The organism is Streptomyces sp. NPDC051776 (assembly GCF_040681345.1).
Taxonomy (GTDB): domain Bacteria; phylum Actinomycetota; class Actinomycetes; order Streptomycetales; family Streptomycetaceae; genus Streptomyces.
The window spans coordinates 1-22,451 of record NZ_JBFAYQ010000064.1 but is presented as its reverse complement, the minus strand read 5'-3'; the positions used below and the strand labels follow the sequence as shown (position 1 = coordinate 22,451).

Annotated in this window: 16 protein-coding genes; 7 read left to right on the top strand and 9 right to left on the bottom strand. The window is 71.7% G+C overall.

Annotated features, from left to right (window positions below; all coding sequences use genetic code 11):
• Positions 1 to 268: 268 nt before the first annotated feature.
• Positions 269 to 649 (top strand): hypothetical protein, encoded by a 381-nt coding sequence (locus AB0M26_RS29065; protein ID WP_365265576.1) that lies wholly within the window; start codon positions 269 to 271, stop codon positions 647 to 649.
• Positions 650 to 784: 135 nt separating this feature from the next.
• Here AB0M26_RS29065 and AB0M26_RS29060 read toward each other — a convergent pair whose 3' ends face one another.
• A complete protein-coding gene (locus AB0M26_RS29060; RefSeq protein ID WP_365265575.1) occupies positions 785 to 2,377 on the bottom strand; it encodes a hypothetical protein in 1,593 nt (530 codons plus the stop codon).
• A gap of 337 nt (positions 2,378 to 2,714) precedes the next feature.
• Here AB0M26_RS29060 and AB0M26_RS29055 point away from each other — a divergent pair, with 337 nt between their 5' ends.
• Entirely contained in the window at positions 2,715 to 4,466 is a 1,752-nt protein-coding gene (locus AB0M26_RS29055; RefSeq protein WP_365265573.1) for a protein kinase, read from the top strand.
• 212 nt (positions 4,467 to 4,678) lie between these two features.
• Here the strand turns inward: AB0M26_RS29055 and AB0M26_RS29050 are convergent, their stop codons facing one another.
• The 3 genes from AB0M26_RS29050 to AB0M26_RS29040 all read right to left on the bottom strand — a co-directional run bounded on the left by AB0M26_RS29050 (position 4,679) and on the right by AB0M26_RS29040 (position 8,670).
• Complete coding sequence (locus tag AB0M26_RS29050; RefSeq protein ID WP_365265571.1) at positions 4,679 to 5,440, bottom strand: hypothetical protein; 762 nt, start codon at positions 5,438 to 5,440, stop codon at positions 4,679 to 4,681.
• A gap of 65 nt (positions 5,441 to 5,505) precedes the next feature.
• On the bottom strand, positions 5,506 to 7,482 hold the full coding sequence (locus AB0M26_RS29045; protein ID WP_365265569.1) for a protein kinase: 1,977 nt from the start codon (positions 7,480 to 7,482) through the stop codon (positions 5,506 to 5,508).
• Positions 7,483 to 7,716: 234 nt separating this feature from the next.
• A complete protein-coding gene (locus AB0M26_RS29040; protein ID WP_365265567.1) occupies positions 7,717 to 8,670 on the bottom strand; it encodes a hypothetical protein in 954 nt (317 codons plus the stop codon).
• A 741-nt stretch (positions 8,671 to 9,411) separates the two neighbouring features.
• Between AB0M26_RS29040 and AB0M26_RS29035 the strand changes: the two genes are divergently transcribed.
• A complete protein-coding gene (locus AB0M26_RS29035) occupies positions 9,412 to 10,083 on the top strand; it encodes a CHAP domain-containing protein (protein ID WP_365265565.1) in 672 nt (223 codons plus the stop codon).
• Between the two features lie 342 nt (positions 10,084 to 10,425).
• Here the strand turns inward: AB0M26_RS29035 and AB0M26_RS29030 are convergent, their stop codons facing one another.
• From AB0M26_RS29030 to AB0M26_RS29020, 3 genes are all read right to left on the bottom strand, one after another.
• A complete protein-coding gene (locus tag AB0M26_RS29030; RefSeq protein ID WP_365265563.1) occupies positions 10,426 to 11,481 on the bottom strand; it encodes a hypothetical protein in 1,056 nt (351 codons plus the stop codon).
• A 294-nt stretch (positions 11,482 to 11,775) separates the two neighbouring features.
• Positions 11,776 to 12,174: an SgcJ/EcaC family oxidoreductase gene (locus AB0M26_RS29025; protein WP_365265561.1), complete on the bottom strand. Its 399-nt coding sequence runs from the start codon at positions 12,172 to 12,174 to the stop codon at positions 11,776 to 11,778.
• Positions 12,175 to 12,583: 409 nt separating this feature from the next.
• Positions 12,584 to 13,279: a FadR/GntR family transcriptional regulator gene (locus AB0M26_RS29020; protein WP_365265559.1), complete on the bottom strand. Its 696-nt coding sequence runs from the start codon at positions 13,277 to 13,279 to the stop codon at positions 12,584 to 12,586.
• Between the two features lie 233 nt (positions 13,280 to 13,512).
• On the opposite strand from AB0M26_RS29020, the gene AB0M26_RS29015 reads away from it, so the two are divergent.
• From AB0M26_RS29015 to sph, 4 genes are all read left to right on the top strand, one after another.
• On the top strand, positions 13,513 to 13,635 hold the full coding sequence (locus AB0M26_RS29015; RefSeq protein ID WP_365265557.1) for a hypothetical protein: 123 nt from the start codon (positions 13,513 to 13,515) through the stop codon (positions 13,633 to 13,635).
• A gap of 312 nt (positions 13,636 to 13,947) precedes the next feature.
• The gene (locus tag AB0M26_RS29010; protein ID WP_365265555.1) at positions 13,948 to 16,572 is read left to right on the top strand and encodes a LuxR C-terminal-related transcriptional regulator; all 2,625 of its coding nucleotides are present in this window, start codon (positions 13,948 to 13,950) and stop codon (positions 16,570 to 16,572) included.
• 395 nt (positions 16,573 to 16,967) lie between these two features.
• The gene (locus tag AB0M26_RS29005; RefSeq protein WP_365265553.1) at positions 16,968 to 19,793 is read left to right on the top strand and encodes an AAA family ATPase; all 2,826 of its coding nucleotides are present in this window, start codon (positions 16,968 to 16,970) and stop codon (positions 19,791 to 19,793) included.
• Positions 19,794 to 19,891: 98 nt separating this feature from the next.
• Positions 19,892 to 20,860 (top strand): sphingomyelin phosphodiesterase, encoded by a 969-nt coding sequence (gene sph / locus AB0M26_RS29000; protein ID WP_365265551.1) that lies wholly within the window; start codon positions 19,892 to 19,894, stop codon positions 20,858 to 20,860.
• Between the two features lie 370 nt (positions 20,861 to 21,230).
• Here sph and AB0M26_RS28995 read toward each other — a convergent pair whose 3' ends face one another.
• Both AB0M26_RS28995 and AB0M26_RS28990 read right to left on the bottom strand, forming a co-directional pair.
• Positions 21,231 to 22,073: a MerR family transcriptional regulator gene (locus AB0M26_RS28995; protein WP_365265549.1), complete on the bottom strand. Its 843-nt coding sequence runs from the start codon at positions 22,071 to 22,073 to the stop codon at positions 21,231 to 21,233.
• Positions 22,074 to 22,185: 112 nt separating this feature from the next.
• On the bottom strand, positions 22,186 to 22,451 hold a 266-nt coding region (locus tag AB0M26_RS28990), incomplete at its 5' end, for a hypothetical protein (protein ID WP_365265547.1).

Here is a 22,451-nt window from a genome sequence, read left to right as displayed (position 1 = left end):
GAGCCGACGTGCTCTTCGCCATGCTCCGCGACGGCACCTTCTACGACCCCAAGCCCGCCCCCACAGGTTGACGAAACCCATAGGGACACCCCCCCAGGGCCCGTCCAGCGGCTGACGGGCCCCCGGTGCTGTCCCGGGCGCCGCTCGGCGGCCGGGGCGGCCGCGTTGTCAGAGGGGGGCGCTAGCGTCCGGAGGCATCGTTCGGATGATGCAGGTCGCGCCTCGGGAGTCGTGCGGCAGGAGTTGGTGCAGCAGGAGGGGTGTCGCCGTGCATTGGACGGGTTGGGTCGTCCTGGGCCTGGTGGTGATCATCGGCGGATGGATGCTGTTCGACGGCGTCCACGCGCTGGTCACCGGTGATTTCGTGACACCCCGCGACGGGACGCATACCGGGCAGCTCGGCCCGTGGGCGCATCTCGTCTCGGGGACCGGTCTCGAGCCGCGATCGTTGGCGGTCAAGCTCGTCTTCGTCGGCTACGCGGGAGCATATCTGGCTGCGGGCGTCGCCTTCGTGGCGAGGGCGCCGGGGGGCTGGTGGGCCGCGGTGGTGCTCGCCGTTCTCGGCCTCTGGTACCTGCCGTTCGGCACCGTGGCCAACCTCGCGGTCATAGCCCTGCTGCTCACGCCGTCCCTGCGGACGACTGCCTAGCGCTTCGACCGCGGGTTCGCCGGGTTGGGCCGCCAAGACCGTACGGTCACGGCACGAGCCGCCGGCGAATGCGAAAGGGGCGAGGGCGACGCAATGCCGCACGGCCGGGGGCGGGATCCCGCGTCCCGCGTGCGGCTACCGCTTAGCCCTGCGCCTCCGGAAGATGACTGCTCCCCATGCCACTGCCCCGAGGGCGGCCACACCGACGAGGAACGGGGCCGCCGAGCCTCCTTCCCCGCCGCTCGTCGACCGGTCCGCGCCGCCACCCGCCGAGTCGGCCGCGACGTCGTCCCCGTCGCTCCGCGCCCCGCACGCAGCCGCCGCCTTGCTGTCGGTGCCGTCGCCGTTGCCCGCGCCTTTGACGGATACACGGAGCGGAGCGGAATTGTTGCCCGTTTTCCCGTCGCGTGAGAGGAATTGCCGGTCGCCGATGATCTCGACCTTCCCCTCGGCTCCCCGGACGGGACTCTCGATGCAGAATTCGACGGGCAGCGTCTCGGTGTCGCCGGGCCCGAAGTTCTCACCGATCGGGCAAGTGTAGGAACGGGCCCCGGATTGCCGCGGGTTGCACTCCCAGGGGTCTTCCTCTTCCTCCTCGGGGGTCGGCTCATGGACCACACGGGTGCCGTCGGGCGGCGTGATCCTGTACGACAGTCCCTCGGTGTTCTCGTAACCCTCCGTGTTCATGTCCCCGGGTCCGGCGTTGCGCGCGCCCAGGTCGACCGTCACCCGCTGCCCCGTACGTCCCTCGATGGATGCGCCGATCGCCTGCAGATCGGCCTGCGTCGTCGTACGGACATCGGTGTCCGTGGCGATGTCCTCGTAGTCGCCGAGGCCTGCGCCGGAAAGGGGCCGGAGGGTGACCTCGGGACCGCTCCCTCGCTCGGTGAAGCGGGACTTCTTGTCGGGGTCGTCGGCCCACGGTGACGCCTGGCCGGAAGCCCAGGGAGCTGTCCCGATCTTCCCTTGCATGAGCGTGCGGGAGACGCCGAAGGACAGCGGAGCGGAGAACTCGTAGGCTCGGCCGGCCTCTACGACCGTGTCGAACCAGCAGTAGAACTCCTGCCCAACCTCCGGCGAGGAGCTCTTGGCCGACGGATAGCGGCAGTTGGAGAATCGCCTGTCGGGATCGAGGCCGGGATAAGCGGAGACGGTCACGCCCACACCCCGCGAAGGCTGCTTCCCCAGGTTGGCCACGGCGGGCGTGTAGTCGACGATGGAGCCCGCCGCGACCCGGTCGATACCGGCCTTTCTGCGGGCCGCCAGATGCGGGCCCCCGACCATCAGACGCGTCGTGGCCTGCGCGGTGGCGCCGCCCGCCGCGGCGGCGGAGTAGCGAAGCGTCGCGGTCTCCCCCTCCACGGCGCCTCGGGCTTTCTTGATCTTCAGACCCCAGACCTCGGTACGGCCCCGCGGCAGGGTGTCGTACACGCAGAAAAACACGTAACTCCTGTCGGTCTCATGGCACTTCTTGTCGGCGCGAAGGTCGACGACTCCCTTCGCATCACGCGCGTCGACCGTGAGCCGGACGTCCCGCGCGCCGGAGGCCGTGCGCAGACCGAGGAAGAAATGCGTCTCGACGGTCATGGAGGGACGGTAGGTGTAGTACGCGTCCACGGTGTCGAGCGCCAGGCCCCCGTCGTCGGCGTTCGCGGGTACGGCCGGAGCGGCGGCCAGCACGGCGACCACCGCGGCCAGGCGGCCCGCTGTCCGCATCATCGCCCTCACGTGGCCTCCCCCTCGCTCCCCCTGCGGTCCTGTACGTCGTGCCCATGGGCCGCGTGCTGTGCTGTGCTGTGCTGTGCTGTGCTCGGCACCGTAGATCGGCGACCGGGCCATGTCGATCACCACCGCATCACGGAGCGGGGCCGTTACGGACACCCGCGAACGGAAGCGTCAGGGTGTCCTCCAGCACGTCGGACACCGCGAATCGCTCCCGGGCGGGCGTGGCGACGAGGCGCCGTCGGGCCCGGAACGACAAGCCCGCCCCCGGGCACGAAGTGAGTAGCGACTACCCACAAGTTTGGTGGCTAGGGTGCCCCAAGGCCCCGTACGCTGACCAGCCATGAACACCAGGGGGGCCGGCAGACGGCTTGTCGACGGCCGTTTCGAACTCATCGCACGACTGGGCAGCGGGGGCATGGGGACCGTGTGGCGCGCCCGCGACACGGCGCTGCACCGGGAAGTCGCGCTCAAGGAGGTCCGGCCGCCCGACCCCGCGCTGGCCGAGGCCGATCAGCACATGGTCAGAACAGCGCGCGAGCGCGTGCTGCGGGAGGCGCGGGCACTCGCGCGCCTGGACCATCCGCATGTCGTGACCATCCATCACATCGTCGAGCCGGTCGACGGTTCGCATCCCTGGCTCGTGATGGAGCTGGTGCGGGGCGGTTCCCTCGCCGACCGGCTCGCACAGGGCCCGCTGCCGACGCCCGAGGTCGTGCGGATGGGCCGCGGCGTCCTCTCCGCCCTCCGCGCGGCCCACGCGGCCGGCATCCACCACCGGGACGTGAAGCCCGCGAACGTCCTGCTGCGCCCGGACGGCAGCCCCGTGCTCACGGACTTCGGGATCGCCGCGCTCCGCGAGTCGACCAGTCTGACGGCGACGGGCGACCTCATCGGCTCGCCCGAGTACATCGCCCCCGAGCGCATCCGGGGCGTGGAGGGCGACCCCGCCTCGGACCTGTGGTCGCTGGGCATGCTGCTCTACGTCGCCGCCGAGGGGTCGCACCCCTTGCGACGGGCGAGCAGTCTGGCCACGTTGGTGGCCGTCCTCGACGAGCCGATCCCTCCGCCCGCACGGTCCGGCCCGCTGGCGCCCGTGCTGGCGGAGCTGCTCGTCCGCGATGTCGCCGCCCGGCCCGACGCGGCCCGCCTCGACATGCTGCTGGAGAATGCGGAGAAGGCCGTGAACGCCGAGCAGGACGCGGCGCATGCGGCGGGCCCGGGTTTCGCTCCCGGTGCGGGGCCCGGTGAGGTGCACGACGCGCACCCGGCGTTCCGCGTACCGCTCGTACCGGACCGGCCGGTCCTGAGCGCGCCGTCCCCCGCCCAGCAGAATCCGTACGCCCTGCCACCACCCGATGACCGGGTGCCGCCGCCCGGCATGTTCGGTCCCGCGCCCGGCCGCACGCCGCCCCCGACGCACGTGCCGCCGCGCAGGAACACCCGTCGGCCCGTTGTCATCGGGCTGGCGGCGGTCGCCGTGGCGGCGACAGTGACGAGCGTCCTGGTCCTCCTTCCGCGCGAGGGTTCCGCCGACGGCGGCGGTAAACGCCCGGCGGCGAGCGAGACGTCGGGCGGGACGGGCGCCCGTCCCTCGAAGCCGGACAGCGAAGGACCGGTGGCCGAGAAGCCGGACAATCCCGCCAAGCCGCGCAATCTCCTGACCCCGTCCGGCATGCGGGACGCGGTCAAGGCCTTCCGCTCGGCCTCGGGCCGCCCGGACGTCGTGGACCTCACGGTCTATCCGGAGTACGCGCTGGCCTCGATCCCGTCGAAGTCCCGCTCGCGCGTGTTCGACGAATACGACTTCCGGGAGGAGGTCGCGACGCGCACCGCGCCCGGCGGCACCCTGGACTCCGACGATGTGACAGTCGACCTCCGCAAGATCGACTGGGACATCCTTCCGTCACTGATGAAGAAGGCGGAGAAGGAACTGGGCGTCGACAAGCCGACGACCCGCTACCTCATCGTCGACACCGACATCATCTCGCACGTCGCCTCACTGCGGATCTATCTCGGGGACGAGTACGGTTCCGCCTATCTCAGCGCGGACCTCAAGGGCCGCGTGCAGCGCGTGTACCGCCCCACCTCCTGACGGCCCGGATCCCACCCTGCAAGCGGAGCACGCCCCCGGGCGGTCCGGCCCCGCAGAGCCCTGCGATCATGACGTGTCGTCCGGTACGGCGAGACGGCCGACGCGCTCGCGGTTTCGTCGGTTCAGCGACAGAGCGATGTGACGACAGGTCGACAAGACGACACCGCAAGCCGTACCGGCACGCTCCACAGCGGTGCTTCTTCGTCCATGGGTCAGCGGTGCTTCTTCGTGCACCGGTAGACGAAGTCCGCCGAGTCGCGGAGGTCCGGCCCCGGAGAGGTGATCTCGAGGCCGGCTGTGGCCTTGAGCGTGCCCTCGCCGTCGAAGGACCAGCTCATCTCCACCACGGCGGTCCGCTGCCCGTCCTCCACACTCTCCTTCCGCGGCGGCGAGACGGTGCCGTCGCTGCGCCGCCACCGGTACGTGAAGTCCCCCGCCTCCCCGTTGGTCCTGACCACGCCTCGTACGGTGATGGTGCTGCCGCACCCGGCCTGCCCGGTGTCCACGGCCACGTCGACACCGCCGACGGACAGCGCGGCCCGGTTCAGCGGCCACCGCTCGGCCGCCAGCACGCCGAGCAACACCAGGATGACCACGTACGGCGCGGCGATGCGCAGCCGCTCCACGAAGCCGCGGCGCCGCGCACGCTTGCGGCCGCGTTGCCGCGATGCCGCGCCCTGATCCGTGGGCACACCCGGTCCGAAGCGCAGCCGGGTGTCCCCGGGGGACGGATTCTGCTCGGCGGTCCGGGGCGCGTCGTGGAATCGGAGCGTGGACACGGCCGTGCTGCCGACGCGTTCGGTGTCCGCCATGGACCGTTCCAGCTCCCGCTCCGGCGTGAGCCGTACGCGCTCCAGCTCGACGGTGACGTCCAGCGAGGTGTCGGGCTCCAGCTCCAGGGGCGGGTCGCCCGGCTGCCAGGTGGCATGGGCACGCTCACCCCCGTGCCCCCACACCTGGCCGTTGGACCTCACGTCCCCTCGTCCTCGTCCGGCGCCCCTGCCCTGCCCCGTCCAAGGGCCTGGCCCGGCCGCACCCTTCATCTCGGCAGGCATGCGTCGGTCCAGCCGCTTCTGTACGGGCGTCCGGTCTCGGCCCCCGGTGACGTGGAGGCGAGAACGCCGCGGTAGTCCGTGCAGTTGGCCCCGTCGAAGGCGTGCTCGGCGTCGATCACGTAGCTGCTCTCGCCACTGAGGTAGAAGGTCTGGGTCGCACCGTCGGGCGAACCCGGGTCCGAGGCGGCGCTGCCGCGGTTCGAGTCGTACCACGTGACCCGCAGCTCGACCGGGCCCGGACCGTCCGTGGCGACCGTGAACCGGGCCGTCGCCACGGAGCCGTGGCCGGGCTGGAATTCGGTGACGTACACCGACTTCACCGCCGCCGGGCCGGGCGCGCTCTCCGCACCCGGCTCACCGGGTTCGGAGGGGTCCGTCGAGGGCGTCGCAGGTCCCGGATCGGCCGGAACGGGCTCGGTGCCCCCGGGGGTCTCCCCCGGGGCGACCGTCACCTGAACCCCGTCGGGGGTCTTGCCGTCCCCGGCTTCCTCGTCGTCCTGTGCTGCGGTGGCACCGGCCGAGGGCGAACCCGACTCCTCCGGCGTGCCGGCCGGGGTCTTGTCCGGGTCGGTGTCCGAACTCCCCGGACTCGACGACGCGTGGTTGTCGGTGCTGTCCGCGGCCTGGTCCGCGTGGCGCTGTCCGTCGTGCGGGCCCGCGAGCGAGACGACCGCGCCGAGCGCCAGCACCGCGGAGCCCGCGGCGACGGCGGCACGGGCCTTGCGGCTGAACGGCCGGCGGATCACCGACGCCGCGGCGCGGCCCAGGGCAGGTGCACCGGCCTTGACCGCGTCCTCGGGCGGCCCAAGCGTGGTTGTCGCCGTGTCGGTCCCGTGGGACGTGCCGCTCTCCCCGTCCGGCAGCAGATGGAGCAGCGAGACCAGGGCGGCGAGCGTGCGCCTGCCGCGCTCTTCCCAGTCGCGTCCGGCGAGCGACAGGCCCACCGCCTCCACCTCGTCGACGAACTCCTCTGCGGTGGCCGGCCGTTCCTCGGGCGCCTTGGCCATACCGCGCAGCACGACAGCGCGCAGTTCCTCGCGGACCGCGGAGACGGGCACCGGGGAACTGACGTGCTGAACGGCCAGTTCCGGTACGGTCACGCCGGGGAAGGGGGGTGCTCCGGTGAGGCACTCGAAGAAGGTGGCGGTCGCCGCGTAGACATCGGCGCGGGGGGAGGCGGGCCGGCCCTCCCACTGCTCGGGCGCCATGTACAGCGGGGTTCCGGCCGCCGGTGCCTCCGCTCCCTGCCGTACGGCGATGCCGAAGTCCACCAGGACCGAGGAGCCTTCCCCGGTGACGAGCACATTGCCCGGCTTGTAGTCGCGGTGCACGAGACCGCAGCGGTGTGCGGTCGCCAGTCCCAGCAGCGAGCCCTTGAGCACCGCGAGCGCCGCCTCGGGGGGCAGCGGCGCGTGCTTGCGCAGCAGCGTCCCGAGATCGACGCCGTCGACGTACTCCATCACCAGCGCGACGCCGTCGGCGGTCTCCACGTACTCGTAGAGCGCGGCGATGTGCGGGGAGTCGAAGGTCTCCAGGGTCCGCGCCTCGGCGCGGAAACGCGCCAGCAGCTCCGGATCCCGCCAGGTGTCGTCGCTCAAGTACTTGACGGCCACGGCGGTGCCCGTCGGTTCGTGAACGGCCTGCACGACCCGGCCGGTCGTTCCTCGGCCCAGCGCCCGGATGGGCCGGTAGCCGGGTACGGCCCATCCCCGTGCCCCCGCGGCCGCTCCGGCCCCGGCCCATCCCCGCGCCCCCGCGACCGCTCCGGCCCCGGCGTCCCACCCGGCTGTCCCCTCCTGGCCGGCCGCGCCGCACCAGCCGGGCGCGCCGTGCCATGCGGCCGCCCCTCCGTGTCCACTGCCCCCGTGTCCGTCGCGTCCGTCCGCAGGTCGGTTTTCGGCCCCGTTGCCGCCTGCGGCTCCGACGGCGTCCGCGCCCCCGGCGTGGATCGGATCTGTCATTTTGTTATCCCCCAGCCGACACGGGTGCCGGCGCGTATTCATGGTGTAGGAGGGGGAGAGCCGCATGCATGCATCCTCGCCTGGTCGGTGGCGCGATGGCCGGCACCCGGCGTGCCGTGGGCTCTCCCCCGTGGGCGTCTTATCGTGGCCGGATCGGGCCCGCCTGCCATGAGTAACGACTACGCATATCGCGCCGACGGGGTTTGAACTCCCGTACGTGGCAGGTGCGGTGCGTCACACTGTCATCGCATCGGGTACGGAGATGTGCTTCACATAGGCGTCGTCGCCGCTCGGCCAGTCGTTGTCCAGGCACACCGCGTGCACCCACATGTGTCCGCCCGCCTGGGTCGCGTGATTCTTCGGGTAGCCCACCACCAGACCCTCGACCTCCAGATCGGGGGCGTTGAGGCCGCATGAGCCGAGGTAGGTGGCCGGCCCCCCACCCGCGGAGGGCAGCGCGTAGCCGCGGACGTCCTTGGACGCGTCGGAGCTCACGTAGAGGCGGCCGAGGGGGGAGAACGCACCACCCTGGACGCGGCGTATGGCGTGCGGCAGGGCAACAGTGCGCACCAGGCGGAAGCCGTCCGCCGGATCGTAGGCGTGCACCTGCGTCATCTGAGGGATGGACTGGCCGGAGTCGCCGAACGCCGAGCTGTAGAGGAGTCCGTCGCGCGGATTGACGGCGCACCAGGGCATCGAATCGCCTTGGGGGCGGGGGCCGTTGCCGCCGAGGGGCACGATCCGTACGGTCGCGGCCTGGGCTCCGCCGACGGCGGTCTCCCAGACCTTGGCGGGTTCGAGGGCGGCGTAGATCCGGTTCCGTGCGAAGTCGAAGCCGATGTCGCCGAGGTGGTGGTCGCGCGCCGGGTTCATGATCATGAGGGTGCGCCGGCCGAAGTCATGCGTGACCCGCCAGATGCCTTCGGAGGAGTCGTCGGAGTTGTTGGCGATGTACCAGTACTCCGTGCCGGCCGTGATCCCCTGCAGCTCCTCGCTGTAGTCCTCGTTGTCCCAGACGTGCTCGTTCTTCACATACCACTCGGACATGCGAGGGTCCGGGCTCACCGTTGCTCGGGGCCGCACTCCGGAGGCGGTACCGGCGAGCGCGCCGCCGGTACCTGCCGCCACAGCGACTGCCGCCGCGGCGCGCAGGGCGCCGCGGCGGGTGATGGCGAGATTTCCTGGCACAGGTCCTCTTCCCTCCGTGCAAGGACCAGGCGCCGCAACTCCCGGGCGGCCGGGCCGCACCTGATCGGGTTCTTCGGTTGCGTATGCGGTTGTCGTGGGCCCGACGCGGCCCGGCCGGGCGGTGCCGGGAACTGCGACGGGGCCGTGCCATCCCCTGTGGTGGCACGGCCCCTGGCCTGCGCGCGATCACGCGTGGTCCCGGTCCGGCCCCGGGGGCAGCCGGGGCCGGACCGGCTCACCGCCGTCAGGCCCGTACCGGACATCACGACCAGGTGTCCGGTGCGGGCTCTGGAGCGGTGAGGTCAGTGCCACGGCCATGTTGTCGCGGCCGGGTGGGACTGCTTTGCGGAGGATTGCCGGCGTAGCAGCTGTACTGCGCGAAGCACAGGTTCACGGACCGCGCGCCCTGTGGGAGCCTGGGGAACCGGGACCCGGTCTCGGCCCCGGCCATATGCGGATCTGACGGAATAGATCATCACTTTTGGTGAGCTCCCGGCGTCAGAGCAGCCACTACTCAACTCACCTGCGGAAACGGCCCCTTGAATCCGGTTGCGCCCGGGACGGGAACGACGCCGAGTTCGAGGTGAGTAGTCCCGACTCACGCTCCCCGCCGTACCGGATCACTACGTTCCGTGTCGCGGGGGGCCACGCGCACGCTCGGCGGCGGCGCGGCGACGCGCTCACCCTTCGACCCGTGCGGGGCTCCCGGCGATGCCTCTCCCCCACGACGAAAGGCGACCCGTGTTCTCCACACCCCTGCACAGCCGGCTGACGACCCTGGGATGTGTCGTCGTCCTCTGCGCCACCGCGGCTCCGGTCGCGGTCGCGACGCAGCCGCGTACCGAGGTCCGCAGCACCACGGCGGCATCGGTGCCCACCGACGCACAGGAGGACGAGCGCACCGCGATAGCCGAGCGGGCCCGGGACGCCCTGACGACGCCACTGGAGTTCCGCCTCTACGCGGACGGCGAGACGCTGCTGAGCCGGCCGGGAGAGCCGGAGGGCAACAACTATCTGGGCCAGGGCGGCAGCAATGCCGACCGCAACACGTACAACGACTTCAACGGCCTGGCCTGGTGCGGCTACTTTGCCGCGGCGATGTGGGACTACGAAGGCGTACCGGAGCACTACCGGGGCTCCCAGTCCTGGCGCACGGGCCTGGGCGAGCGCTTCCACGCCTACGCCCCCGATGTGCTGCCCCAGGTCGGGGACGTCCTGGTGTGGACGAACCAGGACAACGCCGGGCAGGGGCACGTGGGCGTGGTGGTCCAGGTCTCCGGGACCTCGGTCACGACCATCGAGGGGAACACGGGCCACAACAGCGACAGCGTCACGGAGCGCATGTACGAGTGGGGCGGGGCGGGCCCGGTCCACGGCGACAAGCTGTTCCGCGGTTTCGCGTCACGCTTCTGAGACGTCCCGGTGGGCGGCGAGCTCGGGTACGTCCCAACTGGCCCATGCCCGGCGGAAGTTCGACTCGACAGGGACTCACACGAGCCGGGCACCGACGAGGGGACCCGGCTCGCCCGGCACCTGCCCAACCAGCACCTGCTCACCCGGGCACCCGCCCCGGGCTCGGTGCCCCTCCCCGGCAGACACCCCGGCGTAACGGAACCCGCCCGTCCACCCCTCGCTCCTGGGGCGGACGGGCGGGCATCGGTGCCCGGCCGTCAGGGACGGCTGCGGCCGGGCGTCAGCGGCTGCGATCACATGGTGGCCGGACCTCGCAGCCGCCGGCTCTCCACGGCGCGGGAATCAGCCCGCCTTGCCGGAGTCGGGGTCGGCCATGAGCCCGGAGGCGTCGACCGCCTCGAATTCCGAACCCTTCAGGTCCTTCAGGGCGTTGAGCTGCTCGTTGTCCCAGCGGTCGTCCTGGTCGCCGGACAGGTACCAGGACGAGCCGTTGTCGGCGACGATCGCGCCGTACTTCTTCAGCGCCTCGGCCACGACGCGGGCCTGCTCGGGCATGCCCGAGGTGTCGACGCTGTCCTTGAGCCGCAGACGCAGCCCCATGGGAGGCAGGTTCTTGTTGTCCTCGGCTCCGGCCTGATGGCGGGCGGGCCACACGTACGAGCGGTCGGACTCCGGCACCGTCATGCGGATCGCGTGATCGATCCGGCCCGCGGCGACTTCGTCGTACCGGACGAGCCCGGGGAGGATGGCGAGCCCGGCGGCGTCCGCCGAGGTCCAGCCGTCCGGGCGGAGCTTGTGGTCCTTGAGGTCGAAGACGGCTCCGGAGCCCGCGTGCCAGGAGCCGCCGCCGCCCGGCTTGGCGTCGTACAGCTCGTACGCGTTGCAGCGGTGCCGGTCCCAGACGATCACATGGCGGTCGCCGTCGCCGTCCGGGCCGCCTTCGACCTTGACGTCCTTCGGAATGCGGTAGCCGGACTTGTCGCTCTCGTCGGCGTAGTCGAAGGAGACATCGGACGGGGCGACGTCCTCGTCGACGGTCGTGACCGGGATGCCGAACGGCTTGCCGTCGATGAGCCCCGAGCCGAAGTCGGGGTGGACGTGGTCGCCCGGACCGATCGCCGAGACGTACGCGGAGGACTTCGGGTGGAGCGGAAGTCCCGCGGCCGGGGTCCGCCAGAAGCTGTCGGCGAGGGAGGTCGCGCACTGGCCGTCGGCCTTGGCGGCCGCCGCGCGCTTCTTCGCGGGCTTGGCCTTGCGCTCGGGCTTCGCGGCCGGCGTGCTCCTGCGCGCGGCCGATCCCGCCGTCTCGGCCTCCCGGGCCGGGGACTGCGAAGCCGCCGGGCGCTCGTCCGCCGCCTTGTTGGCGGCGTCGTCATCGCAGCCGGTCAGGAGCGTCATTGCCATCGCTCCCACAGCCGCGCTCGCCATCAGGGGCCTCCGTTGCGTCCCTGCTTTGCGCATGCTTCTCCTCGGGATCCAGTGGGGGCCGCGCCGGGCGGCGGTACGTCTTATGACCCGGGCGGTGGTGGGCCGGAACCGGCCACACCCTCCACGTGGCCGGCCCGGACGCCACCGAGGTTATTGCCGCCGGTGTGCCCGCACCGTCAAGGAGGAGGGTGGAGCGGAGAGTTGAGCAGTACTTGCTCAGGCGGTTGGCGAGATCCGGTCCGCCGGCTCCCGTACGGGAACTGGTCAGCTCTTGTACGGGAACGAGTGGTGTTCGTGCGTGACAATCCAGCGCCCACCGTCCTTGCGCAGTCCGACGGTCAGGCGCAGCCGGTTCGCGGGGTCCTCCTCCAGTTCCTTCGGCGTCCCGCAACGCAGCAGCGCCTGGGCGAAGGCGACGTCGTCCCCCGCGGTGACGTCGAGCGAGAGGATCTCGAAGGCGGCGCCCTGACGCTGCCACTCGAAGAACGGCGGCCAGGTCTCGCGGTAGGCGTCGATGCCCCGTACACCGTTCTCGGGCGGCGGTACGTCGAACATCACGATGTCGTCGGCGTGGTCGGCGAGGACGGTGTCGAGGTCGCCCTCGTGCACGGCCGCTGCCCAGCGCTCGATCAGTGCCCGGATCTGTGCTGCGTCGTCGGACACGGCGGCTCTCCTCCCACGCTTCCGCTCCCGAGGGCCTCTTCCGTCTCGGTGCGCGTCCGGTCGTCCACTCATGAGGACCGCGGCGGCGCCCGTAATTCATCGGTACCGCGTAGGTGTCCCTGGATATGCGAGGGGTCCCGCGGAGCGAGACGCATCCGTCCGCTCCGCGGGACTTGCCGGTCGCCGCAGGGTTCCCATCCGTCCGAGCAGCATGGGTTCCGGGGCACGGCCGAGCGCCGCGCCTCCCTTCGGCAGCCTTCCAATGCGTCACGATCACGCGATCGCGAACGCGGAATGGACCGCACGTCAGCCGGTCCACTATTCGACAAGGCGATCCACCATTCGATATTCGGGAGCGGATGAACGGCGGCCGAAGTGCGGCCCGAGTCGCCGCGGAGGGAGAAACGGATCAGTGGCGGGGCGGCAGCGCCGCCATCATGATGCGCTCGGTTTCGGCCATATACGTCTCCGACGCCTTGCGTGCGGCGTCCGGGTCTCCGGCGCATACCGCATCCGACAGCGGCCGCAGACGTCCCGCCGCCACCTCCGGGTCACGGAACGGATCGGCGAGCAACTGCCGCACCGGCATGTAGGAGTTGAGAAATGTATTGGTGAGAAGGGTGTAGACGCGATTGTGGGACGCGACCGCCAGGATGCGGTGGAAATCCGCGTCGGCGAGCTGGATGTCGTCCGTGGACTTTCCGCTCGCGACGATCTCCACCTGGTCCCGGAGCGCCTTGCGGTCCTCGTCGCCCCGGTGCTGTGCGGCACGCACCGCGATCAGGGCGCCTACGCTCTGCCTGACCTCGAACACCTCGGCCATCCAGCCCGGGTACTTCACCACGAGCGCGGGCAGCAGATCCACGCTGCCGAACCGCATGAAATCCCGGACCCGTGAGCCGATCCCGTGACGCGTTTCGACCAGTCCGGAATGCACGAGCCGGACGAAGGCGTGCTTGAGTGTCGTCCGGTTGACCCCATACCGTGCCGCGAGTTCGCGTTCCGGGGGCAGCAGGCTGCCGACGGCGTACCTGCCGTCGAGAATGTCGTCACGCAGGTGCCGTTCCAGCGCGTCCACCGCGGTATCCCGCGGTATGGGTTCCACTGCCACCGCTGTCCTCAGCCCCTTCGATCCACATGCCGGACAACGATTCTCGCAGTGGCTCAGTCACTGCACAAGCAACAGCCATGACGGTCCGGACGGCCGGCATCTGATCATGCACGAATCTTGACGCTTTCCAGTGAGGTGTGCATGACTTGAGCGTCATCAAGTGGCTGGACCACTGAGCCACTGGCCCGATAGGGATTCGCCGCACAGACGCACAGAGGAGTGGAATCATGTCCTTGCGCTCGGGGCTCCTCCCGGCATCGGACATCCGGGGACAATTCGCCGTCTCCCGCCCTTGGCGCGCTCCGGTCCTGGACACGATCGCCTTCCGGTACGCGATCGGCTGGGTCTAGCTGCGTCCCCTCCGACGGGTGCCGCGCTCCCCCACCGAGCCCTGACGGGCTTCCGCCGGCCATCCGGAACCTCCCGGACGAGCCGCCGCGTCTCACCCGTCGGGGACCGGCCCGCGTACGTCGGGATCCGCCAGCCGGGTCCGCCGCGGCCGTGTCCACGACGTCAGCCCCGGGCGCCCCCCAGCTTGCGCCCTGCCCCCCACTCGCTGCGCCGCTCCCCACAGCCCTCGCGCACACCCCCCACCGATGTGACCGGGCGTCAGGAACGTGCACCACCGTCGTCCGTCCACCGCAGAGGGAGAACTGCACCTCATGACCATCCGCTCCTTCCCCCCGGAGTGGCCGCTCGTCGGACGGGCGGACGAACTCGCCACGGCCACCCGGCTCCTGACCGCTCCCGACGCCCGGGGCATCGTCGTCACGGGACCGACCGGGGCGGGCAAGACCAGACTCGCGTATGAATGCTGGAAGCGCGCCGTGCAGCGCGGCCACCCCGGCGTCCGCACCGCCGCCACGCGCGCCTCCCGGTCCGTACCGCTCGGTGCGCTGGCGCCCCTGCTGGCCCCGCGTGCCGGCGGCCGCGGCACCTCACTGCACTTCCGGCAACCGAGGACCGGCGGTTCCCGCCGGCTGCCCACCGTGCTCCTCATCGACGACGTGGACCTCCTGGACGAGGCGTCCGTGGACCTGCTCCGGCCGTTGCTGGCCTCCCGGGAGCTGCTGCTCATCGGGACGGCGAGCGACGAAGGGACGGTCGGCAGCCCGGGGTCCGGCGTCGTGGAGGATCTCCTCCCCGTGCCCGTACGACCGCTGTCCGTGGCCGCGGTCGGCCGCCTGCTGGAGCAGGTGCTGCGCGGCCCCGTCGAGCGCCGCACCCTGCGCGGGCTCCATGCGGTCGGCGGGGGCCGGCCGCTCTACCTCCGCGAACTCGTCACCGGCGCGCTGGCGGGCGGCGAGCTGGTCTGCGAGACCGGCCTGTGGCGGCTGACCGGCGACCCCGCCCCGCCCCAACGCCTGGTCGAACTCGTCCGTTACCGGCTCTCCGCCGTCCCCGAAGAGGACAACGGCGTACTGGAGGACCTCGCCCTCTGCGGTCCCGAGGACCCCCACGTCCTGCCCGCCGAAGCCCTGAAGCGGCTGCGCGCCGAGGGCCTGGTCCGCACCGAGCCCCGTGGCGGACGACGCGTGGCCGCGCTCGCCGACCCGCTGCACGCCGAGGTCCTGCGCACCACCGTGCCCGTCCAGCGCGCCCGGCGGATCCTGCTCTCCCGTGCCGAGCGCACCGAGGCCCGCAGCGGCAACGGGGACGACGCCCGCCTGCGCTGCACGCTCTGGCGGGTCGAGGCGGCCGACGCCGTACCGGCCGAGCGGTTGGCCGAGGCCGTCGAACTGGCCCGTGCCGACCATGACTTCCCGGCCGCGCTCGGTCTCGCCGAGGCGCTGGTCAGGGCACGCCCGGATGCCCACTCGTATCTCCTGCTGGGCGAGTTCCGGCACGCCTGCGGCCGCCCGCAGGACGCCGAGCAGGCGCTCGCCCGGGCCCTGGAACTCGCCACGACCGACGACGAGCGGCTGTTCGGCGTCGTCCTGCGGACCCAGAACCTCGCCCAGGGCCTGCTGCGCCTCGGGGAGGCCTTCGACGTCAACGCGGCCGCGGTCCGCGGGACCACGGACACCGAGATCCAGGCCGTGCTGCAGGCGAACGAAGCGGCGCTGTGGACGCTGGCCGGGGACATCGACCGCGCCGGCGCCCGCCTGCGGAGCGCCATGACGCACGAGTCGGACCGCCCGGCGATCGTCGCCGCGGTGCCGTCGGTGTACTGCCTGACCGAGTCCGGGCGTTCGGACGAGGCGCTGGCCGTCATGGCCGAGCACAGCGAGCGGCCCCCCTGCGCACGCGCCAACAGCATCGCCCACCCTGCCCGCCTGCTCACCGCGGGAGCGCGCGCCCTCGCCGAGTCCGGACGACTCGACGAGGCCGAGCGCATGGCTCACGAGGCGTACGACAGCGCGGTCGACAGCCGCGCCGGCTCCGCGCAGATCCGGGCCGCGACCGACCTGGGCTGGATCTGCTATCTGCGCGGCCAGATGGTGCAGTCGCGCTGCTGGTTCGCCTCCGTCGTCTCCGTCTCGCGCGAGCACGGTTACCTCTCCGGCCTTTGGGCAGGGCTGGCCGGGCGCGCGCTGGTGGACGCGGTGACCGGCGACCTCGAGTCCTCCGACGAGTCCTGGGCCGCGGCCCGGGGGCTGCGGCGCGACGCATGGCTGCGGCCCGAGGCACAGCTCGTCCAGGCGTGGCGGAGTGCCGCCCTGGGCCGGGTCAGCCAGGCGCGTTCCCTGCTGCTGGGCGGTGCCAGATCCGCCGCCCGTACGGGGCTGCTCGTCCTCCGGTCGCATCTGCTCTTCGACGTCGCGCGGCTCGGCGACCCGCACGCCGTGCATGAGCAGCTCGCCCAGCTCGCCCTCCACTCCCCCAACCCCTGCGTGGGTCTCAGAGCCCGTACCGCCGGTGCCCTCGCGGCGGGCAGCGGCGAGGAGTTGGAGCGCTGCTCGGGAGAGTGGGAGGAGATGGGAGCCCTGCTGGTCGCGGCGGAGACCCGTACGGCCGCAGCCGGTGCCCAGCGCGGGCCCGGAGCGCACCGCAGGTCCGCCCGGTGCCGGGAGGAGGCCGAGCGGCTCGCGGCACTGTGCGACGGCGCGAGAACGCCGGGGCTGACGCCGCACACGGTGCGCGACAGCCTCACCGGCCGCGAGATGGAGATCGCCCTGCTCGCCGCGAACGGGCTGGGCAACGCACAGATCGCCGAACAGCTGCTGCTGTCCGTCCGCACGGTCGGAAACCATCTGCAGCGCGTCTATTCCAAGATCGGCATACGGGACCGGCGGCTCCTGCGCGACGCCCTGCGGCGCGAGCCCCTCGTCCCGGGCCGCGCGTGAGCGTCACCGGAAGGGGGTGAGTTCCGAAGCGGGGCGTGAGCCGTCGGTGTGGACGACCGGCCGTGAGCCCGTGGCCCCCTGGGGGGCGCTGCCGGTGGGGCCCGTGGCGTGCGCTGCCGGTGGGCCCGTGGCGTGCCCGGCCGGTCGTTACTGGTCCCGGCAGGGCCCGGCCGGTCGTCCCGATGACCACGGGATCCGGTGGGCTTCCCGGAACCGTACTGCCTGCTGAGGACGCAACCGGTGCAGCTGTCCGGACGGAGAAACGCCCCCGCGGGCCCGGATGAGTAAGGACTGCTCATGCGCACAAGCGATCCGGACCATCAAGCTCTTCAAGGGTTGGCAGTAGTCGTACGGCGCGGCGCACACGTGCGTATCGCGCTGGCCTGGAGCAGCACGTGAAGCCCACCCGGTCCACTCGCATATACCCGAGGCCCGCGCAGATCCCCGCGAGCCGCCCGGCCGGGCTGCCGCCCGCCGGCCGTGAACGCTGGCCGTTCACCGCGCGGGAGTCCGAGCTCGACGCCGTGGCCGCCTGCCTCGACGACCCCTCCACCACCGCCGTCCTCATCCACGGTGAAGCGGGAGTGGGCAAGAGCCGCCTCGCCCACGAAGCCCTGCGCCTGGCCGCGCGCAGGGGGCACCGCGTTGAGCGGGCGGTCGCGACCTCGTCCGCGGCCGCCCTGCCGCTCGGCGCGCTCGCCCATCTGCTGCCGCCGGACGCCGTCGCACACGATCCCGTCACCGCTTTCCACGCCGCGGCCAAGGCGTTCGGCATGCGCTCGGACTCCGGTTCCGAACGGGGCGACGGCAAACCGGCGGACCGCAGGACGGTGCTCCTGCTGGACGATCTGCATCTGCTGGACAACGCCTCGGCCGTGCTGCTGGGCCATCTCCTGTGGGCCCGCGCGGTGTTCCTCATCGCCACCGTGCGCGACGGCGCCCCTCCGTCGGACGCGGTAGCGGCGCTCGACCGTGCCGAGACCACCCGTCGTATCGCGCTGCGCCCCTTCAGCCGGTTCCAGGTGCGCGAGGTGCTGCGCCGCCGCCTGGAGCACCGCGTGGAACACGCGGCGCTGGACGCCCTCTACACCTGGTCCCGCGGCAACGCGCTGTTCCTCTACGAGCTGGTCACCGGCGCCGTCGACGACGGAACCCTGCAATTGGGCGACGGGCTGTGGCGTCTGACCGGCAAGCCGACCGGGACCCGGCGGCTCACTGCCATCGTCCGACAGCGGCTGCAGGGCCTGTCCCCCGCCAGGGAGGCACTCGTCGAACTCGTCGCCCTGTGCGAGCCCCTGCCGCTCGGAGCGCTCCACTCCACCAGCGCCGACACCACGGATCTGGAATGGCTGGAGAAGCGTGGTCTGATCCAGCTCCACACCGCCGGCCGCAGGACGTACTACACGCTCGGTCACCCCCTGTACGGCGAGGTGATCCGCCACCGCATCGCCCCCGAACGCCGCCGTGAGATCTACACCTCGCAGGTGCGGTCACTGGAGAAGCACGGGGTCCGTCGCCGCGAGGATGCACTGCGCCTCGCCTCCTGGCAGCTCGCCGCCGAACTCCCCGTGGAACACGCGCTGTTGGTGTCCGCTGCCGCGATGGCCCGTCACGTACGGGACTTCCCCACGGTGCTGGAACTGCTGTCCGGTCTGCCCGAGCGCTCGGAGTCGTTCGAGGTGTGGCTGATGCGCGGTGAGGCCTACCACCACACCGCCCAATGGGAGCGCGCCGAGGAGTGCTTGCTCAACGCCCAGGAGATCGCGCTGGGGGACCGGGAGGTCCTGACGGCGACCATGGAGCGCACCCAGAACCTCTTCTGGGGGTACGGCGACATGGCGCGCACGCTGGCGGTCAACAAAGCGGCCCGCGAGCAGCTCGGGGACGAGGGACGCCGGGTGCTGCGCATCAACGAGGCCGGGTACCGCATGTACTGCGACGACATCCGTGCCGTACTGCACCTGCTCGAGGACGCCGAAGAGGTGCCGGTGCCGCGGCTGCGGATGTGGGGTCAGCTCCAGCGGTCGCTGGCCCTCTCGTACCTCGGGCAGACCCGGGAGGCGGCTGAGCTGAGCCGTCGTGTGCACGAGGAGATGAAGGAGGCCGACCGGGGAGAAGGCCGGTCGGATCCTTCGTCGCACTGCAGCGGTCCGGCGATCTACCGCGTCGTGGCTCTCTCCGAGGCGGGGCGGACCAACGAGGCCCGGGTGGTGGGCGACGACGCCTTCGCGTGCGCGGTGGCCGCGCAGGCGGTGCATCTGCAGGCGTGGATCGCCACGCACATGGGGCGTTGCGAACTGATGGCGGGGCGCCTGGAGCAGGCCCGCGACTGGTTCGCCGAAGCCGTCTCGCTCGCCCGCGCCCACGCCTTCTCCCGCCCGCTGGCGTTCAGTTGTGCGGGCCTCGCCGCGGTCCACGCCCAGCGGGGGTCGATCGGTGACGCCCGGAAGGCGCTGGAGGCGGCCCGTGAGGCACCGCCGGACCAGCAGCAGGCCGTGCAGCTGATCACGAGTCTCGCTGCGGCCTGGGTCGAGGCCGCGGGAGGCGGTATGGCGAAGGCGCGCTCGATGATGGCCGAAGCCGCCCGCCGGGCCCGGGGCATGAGCATGTTCTCCTACGAGGCGTGGCTGCTGAGCGACATGGCCCGGCTCGGGGGTGCCAGGGATGCGCACGACCGCCTGGCGGAGCTCGCGGATGCGAGCGACAGCGAACTCACCCGGGCCAGGGCCGACTCCGCCCGCGCATACGCGACGGGTTCCGTCGCCGAACTGCGCGTCGCGGCAGACCTGTGCCTGCTCGCCGGGGCGGAACTTCTCGCCGCGGAGACCGCCTGCGAGGCGTCGAGGGCCGCGGAGCGGGAGGGAGACTCGAGGGCGGCCGCGGCGGCGGCCGTCCTCGCCGGCCGGTCGCTGGCCCGTTGCGGCGGCGCCAGGACCCCGGGGCTCAGCGACGGCAGGGCCAGGCCGCTGACGCGGCGTGAGTCCGAGATCGCGGTACTGGCCGCGGGCGGTCTCACCAGCCAGGAGATCGCCGACCGGCTCGTGCTCTCGATCCGTACGGTCGACAACCACCTGCTGCGCGCCTACGCGAAGCTCGGCATCGCCTCGCGCACCCAACTCCCGGCGGCGCTGGCCGGACAGGCGGAGATCGGCGCCTCACGATCCGGGACATCGCCCGCTCGGAAGAGAGCGCGCCCGGAAAGGAGTGGCGACTACTCATGACCTCTCGTACCGGGGAGTAGAGACTGCAGGGACGAGACCGACGACAACATCAGGGAGGCTCGTCCATGCGGTTGCCAGTCGCTGCCGCCCTCACGGCCGTGAGTGTACTCGCAGGCTCGTCGCTGATCGCCGCGTCCGCGAACGCGGCTCCGGAGGTGGGCCGGTCTGCCGGGACGAGCAAGTCCGCCTCGGCGGCGGCGAGTTCGGACGCGGTTCCCCGGCTCAATGTGCTGTCGATGAACACGATGCTGCTGCCCTCGTTCATCACCGACGGCTGGGCACAGGACGAGCGCGGCGGCCTCATCGGCTCCGCACCGCATGTGCAGGGTCACGACGTCGTGGTGTTCCAGGAGCTGATGGACAACAGCTCCTCCGACATCCTGATGGAGAGGCTGCGGGGCTACCCGTACCGCACGCCGGTCGTGGGTCGCTCGAAGAGCGGCTGGGACGACACGCAGGGCGACTATTCGATGTTCGCTCCGGAGGACGGCGGTGTCGCCATCGTCAGCCGCTGGCCCATCACGAAGCGCATCCAGTACATCTACGACGAGGCGTGCGGCACGGACTCCCTCTCGCAGAAGGGGTTCGCCTACGCGCGCCTCAACGTGAACGGCTCCCCCGTCCACGTCCTCGGCACGCATCTGCAGGCCGACGACTCTCTGTGCAGCGACGGAGAGGCGGCCGAGATCCGCACCTCGCAACTGAGGGAACTGCGCTCGTTCGTGGACGGCTTGCACATTCCGCAGAGTGAACCGGTGCTCTTCGCGGGCGACTTCAACGTCGACCGCTACGGCTCCGAGTACGCGGGGATGCTCGGCAGCCTTGACGCGCAGGCTCCCGCCTACGACGGCCACCCCTACACGATGGACCCGGTCGCCAACGGCGTGGCCCGTGAGCGGTACGGGGGTGAGCCGCAGGCGTGGCTGGACTACATCCTCTACGACCGCCGGCACGCCCAGCCGCCGGACTGGCGCAACACCGGGCTCACGCCCGAGTCCCCGCCGTGGGAACTGGACGGCACGACCTACCGGGACTACTCCGACCACTACCCGATCCAGGGTTCCTGAGCGCGTTCCGTCGGGTTCGCCGAACCCGGTCCCGCCCCGGACAGGAGCGGTTCCGTCGGGTTCGCCGGACCCGCTCCCGCGCTGAGCACCGTACGGCTCCGCCTTGCGCCGGAGCCACCACACCACCTCCTCCGGCCCGCGACCAGACCCCCCACCTCGGGCCGGGGGAGGTTCCACTTTCCCCGGGCTCGGGCCACGGCGGCGTCTTCGCCTGCGGGTCCGGGAGCCCACTGCGAACCCGGCGGTTCTCCTGTCCCGGCGGGTCTCCTGCCGCACCGGGAACTCCCGCGCTCCGGTCCGGGGTGCGGGCCCGCACAGGGGATTCCGCGCCCGCTCCCGCGCGCGGAAGCGGCGCGGGCGCGTACGTCCGCTATGCCTCTCCGCGCTCGGCCGGCGACCATCCGGCGAGCTTGAGGCCGATCAGTTCGGCACAACGACGCTGAGCGGGCGACTCGTCGGTGGGAAGGTTGCCGAAGGGCTCCAGGTCGGGGAGGGACACCTGCCCGGACTCGGTGTCCACCTCGACCCGCAGGCCGGGCTCGTCGGACTGCGGGAATCCGGCGGCCCGTTCGATCTCGGCCATCGCCTGGATGTGTGCGAAGAACTGGGCGGCGAGTTCCTCGACGCGGGGGTCGTCCGCCTCGGCGTCTTTGAGTTCGGCCATCTTCCGGTCGATACGGTCACGCTCGGCGCGCAACTCGGAGTGCGTGGCGAGGATGTGGTGCCCTTGAGCCTGATGGGCGGCGGCCTCGGGGCCGAAGAGGTGTTCCGTGACGAGCAGTGTGTCGAGGTCGGCCTGGCTGAGGGCCACGGCGCCGAGTTCGGTGAGCAGTTCCGTCACGTTCGGGGCGAGGAGGCCCAGATCGCTGCCCGTCTCGCGCAGACGGCGCAGGGCCCGGCGCTGCCGGCGGATCGTCTCCTCCTGTGTCGCCAGCGTCTCGTCGAGTTCGTCCAGCAGCGTTTTCCGGTCCTGGTCGTTGCGGGCGGCGAGCGAGGTGCGTATGTGATCCAGCCGCATCCCGAGTTCCGTCATGCGGCGGATCCAGAGGATGCGCACGATCGCGTCGTACCCGTAGCGGCGGCGCCCGTCATGGCCGCGTTCGGGCTCGGGCAGCAGGTCGACCTGGTGGTAATGCCGGATCGCCCGCGGAGTGGTGCCGGTCAGCTTCGCGGCTTCGCCGATCTTGACGGTCCGGTTGCGGGGGGTGTTCATGGCAGATACGGCCTTTCGTTCTTCACCGCCTCCACCTCATCAGATGACGTTGCGGCATGTGCAAGCCGTTGGATGCCACCGGTTCCGGTGTGTCGCGGCCGCGCGATCCGGCTCAGAACGACACGGTCAGGGAGACGGCGATCGTATCGACCATGACGTAGAGGCCCGTCGCGATGGCCACGACGCGGTTGTTGGCGCGCCGCACCGCGGGCCGGGCCATCGGCTCGGTCAGCCCAGCCGCAGGATGCAGGTGGTGGACGCGACACCGACCAGGCCGTACGGGATCGAGTAGGAGGGCCGGGTCGCCCGGCCCTCCTCTCACACCACCGGACATGCGGGCCCGCATCCGGCGGTTCACCGAGCTGATCTCAACCGTTG

Coding starts and splice junctions, on each gene's coding strand:
- AB0M26_RS28995 (WP_365265549.1), bottom strand. CDS start 22,073: ATGAACACCCCCCGCAACCGGACCGTCAAGATCGGCGAAGCCGCGAAG.
- AB0M26_RS29015 (WP_365265557.1), top strand. CDS start 13,513: ATGTCCTTGCGCTCGGGGCTCCTCCCGGCATCGGACATCCGGGGACAA.
- AB0M26_RS29055 (WP_365265573.1), top strand. CDS start 2,715: ATGAACACCAGGGGGGCCGGCAGACGGCTTGTCGACGGCCGTTTCGAA.
- AB0M26_RS29030 (WP_365265563.1), bottom strand. CDS start 11,481: ATGACGCTCCTGACCGGCTGCGATGACGACGCCGCCAACAAGGCGGCG.
- AB0M26_RS29045 (WP_365265569.1), bottom strand. CDS start 7,482: ATGACAGATCCGATCCACGCCGGGGGCGCGGACGCCGTCGGAGCCGCA.
- AB0M26_RS29010 (WP_365265555.1), top strand. CDS start 13,948: ATGACCATCCGCTCCTTCCCCCCGGAGTGGCCGCTCGTCGGACGGGCG.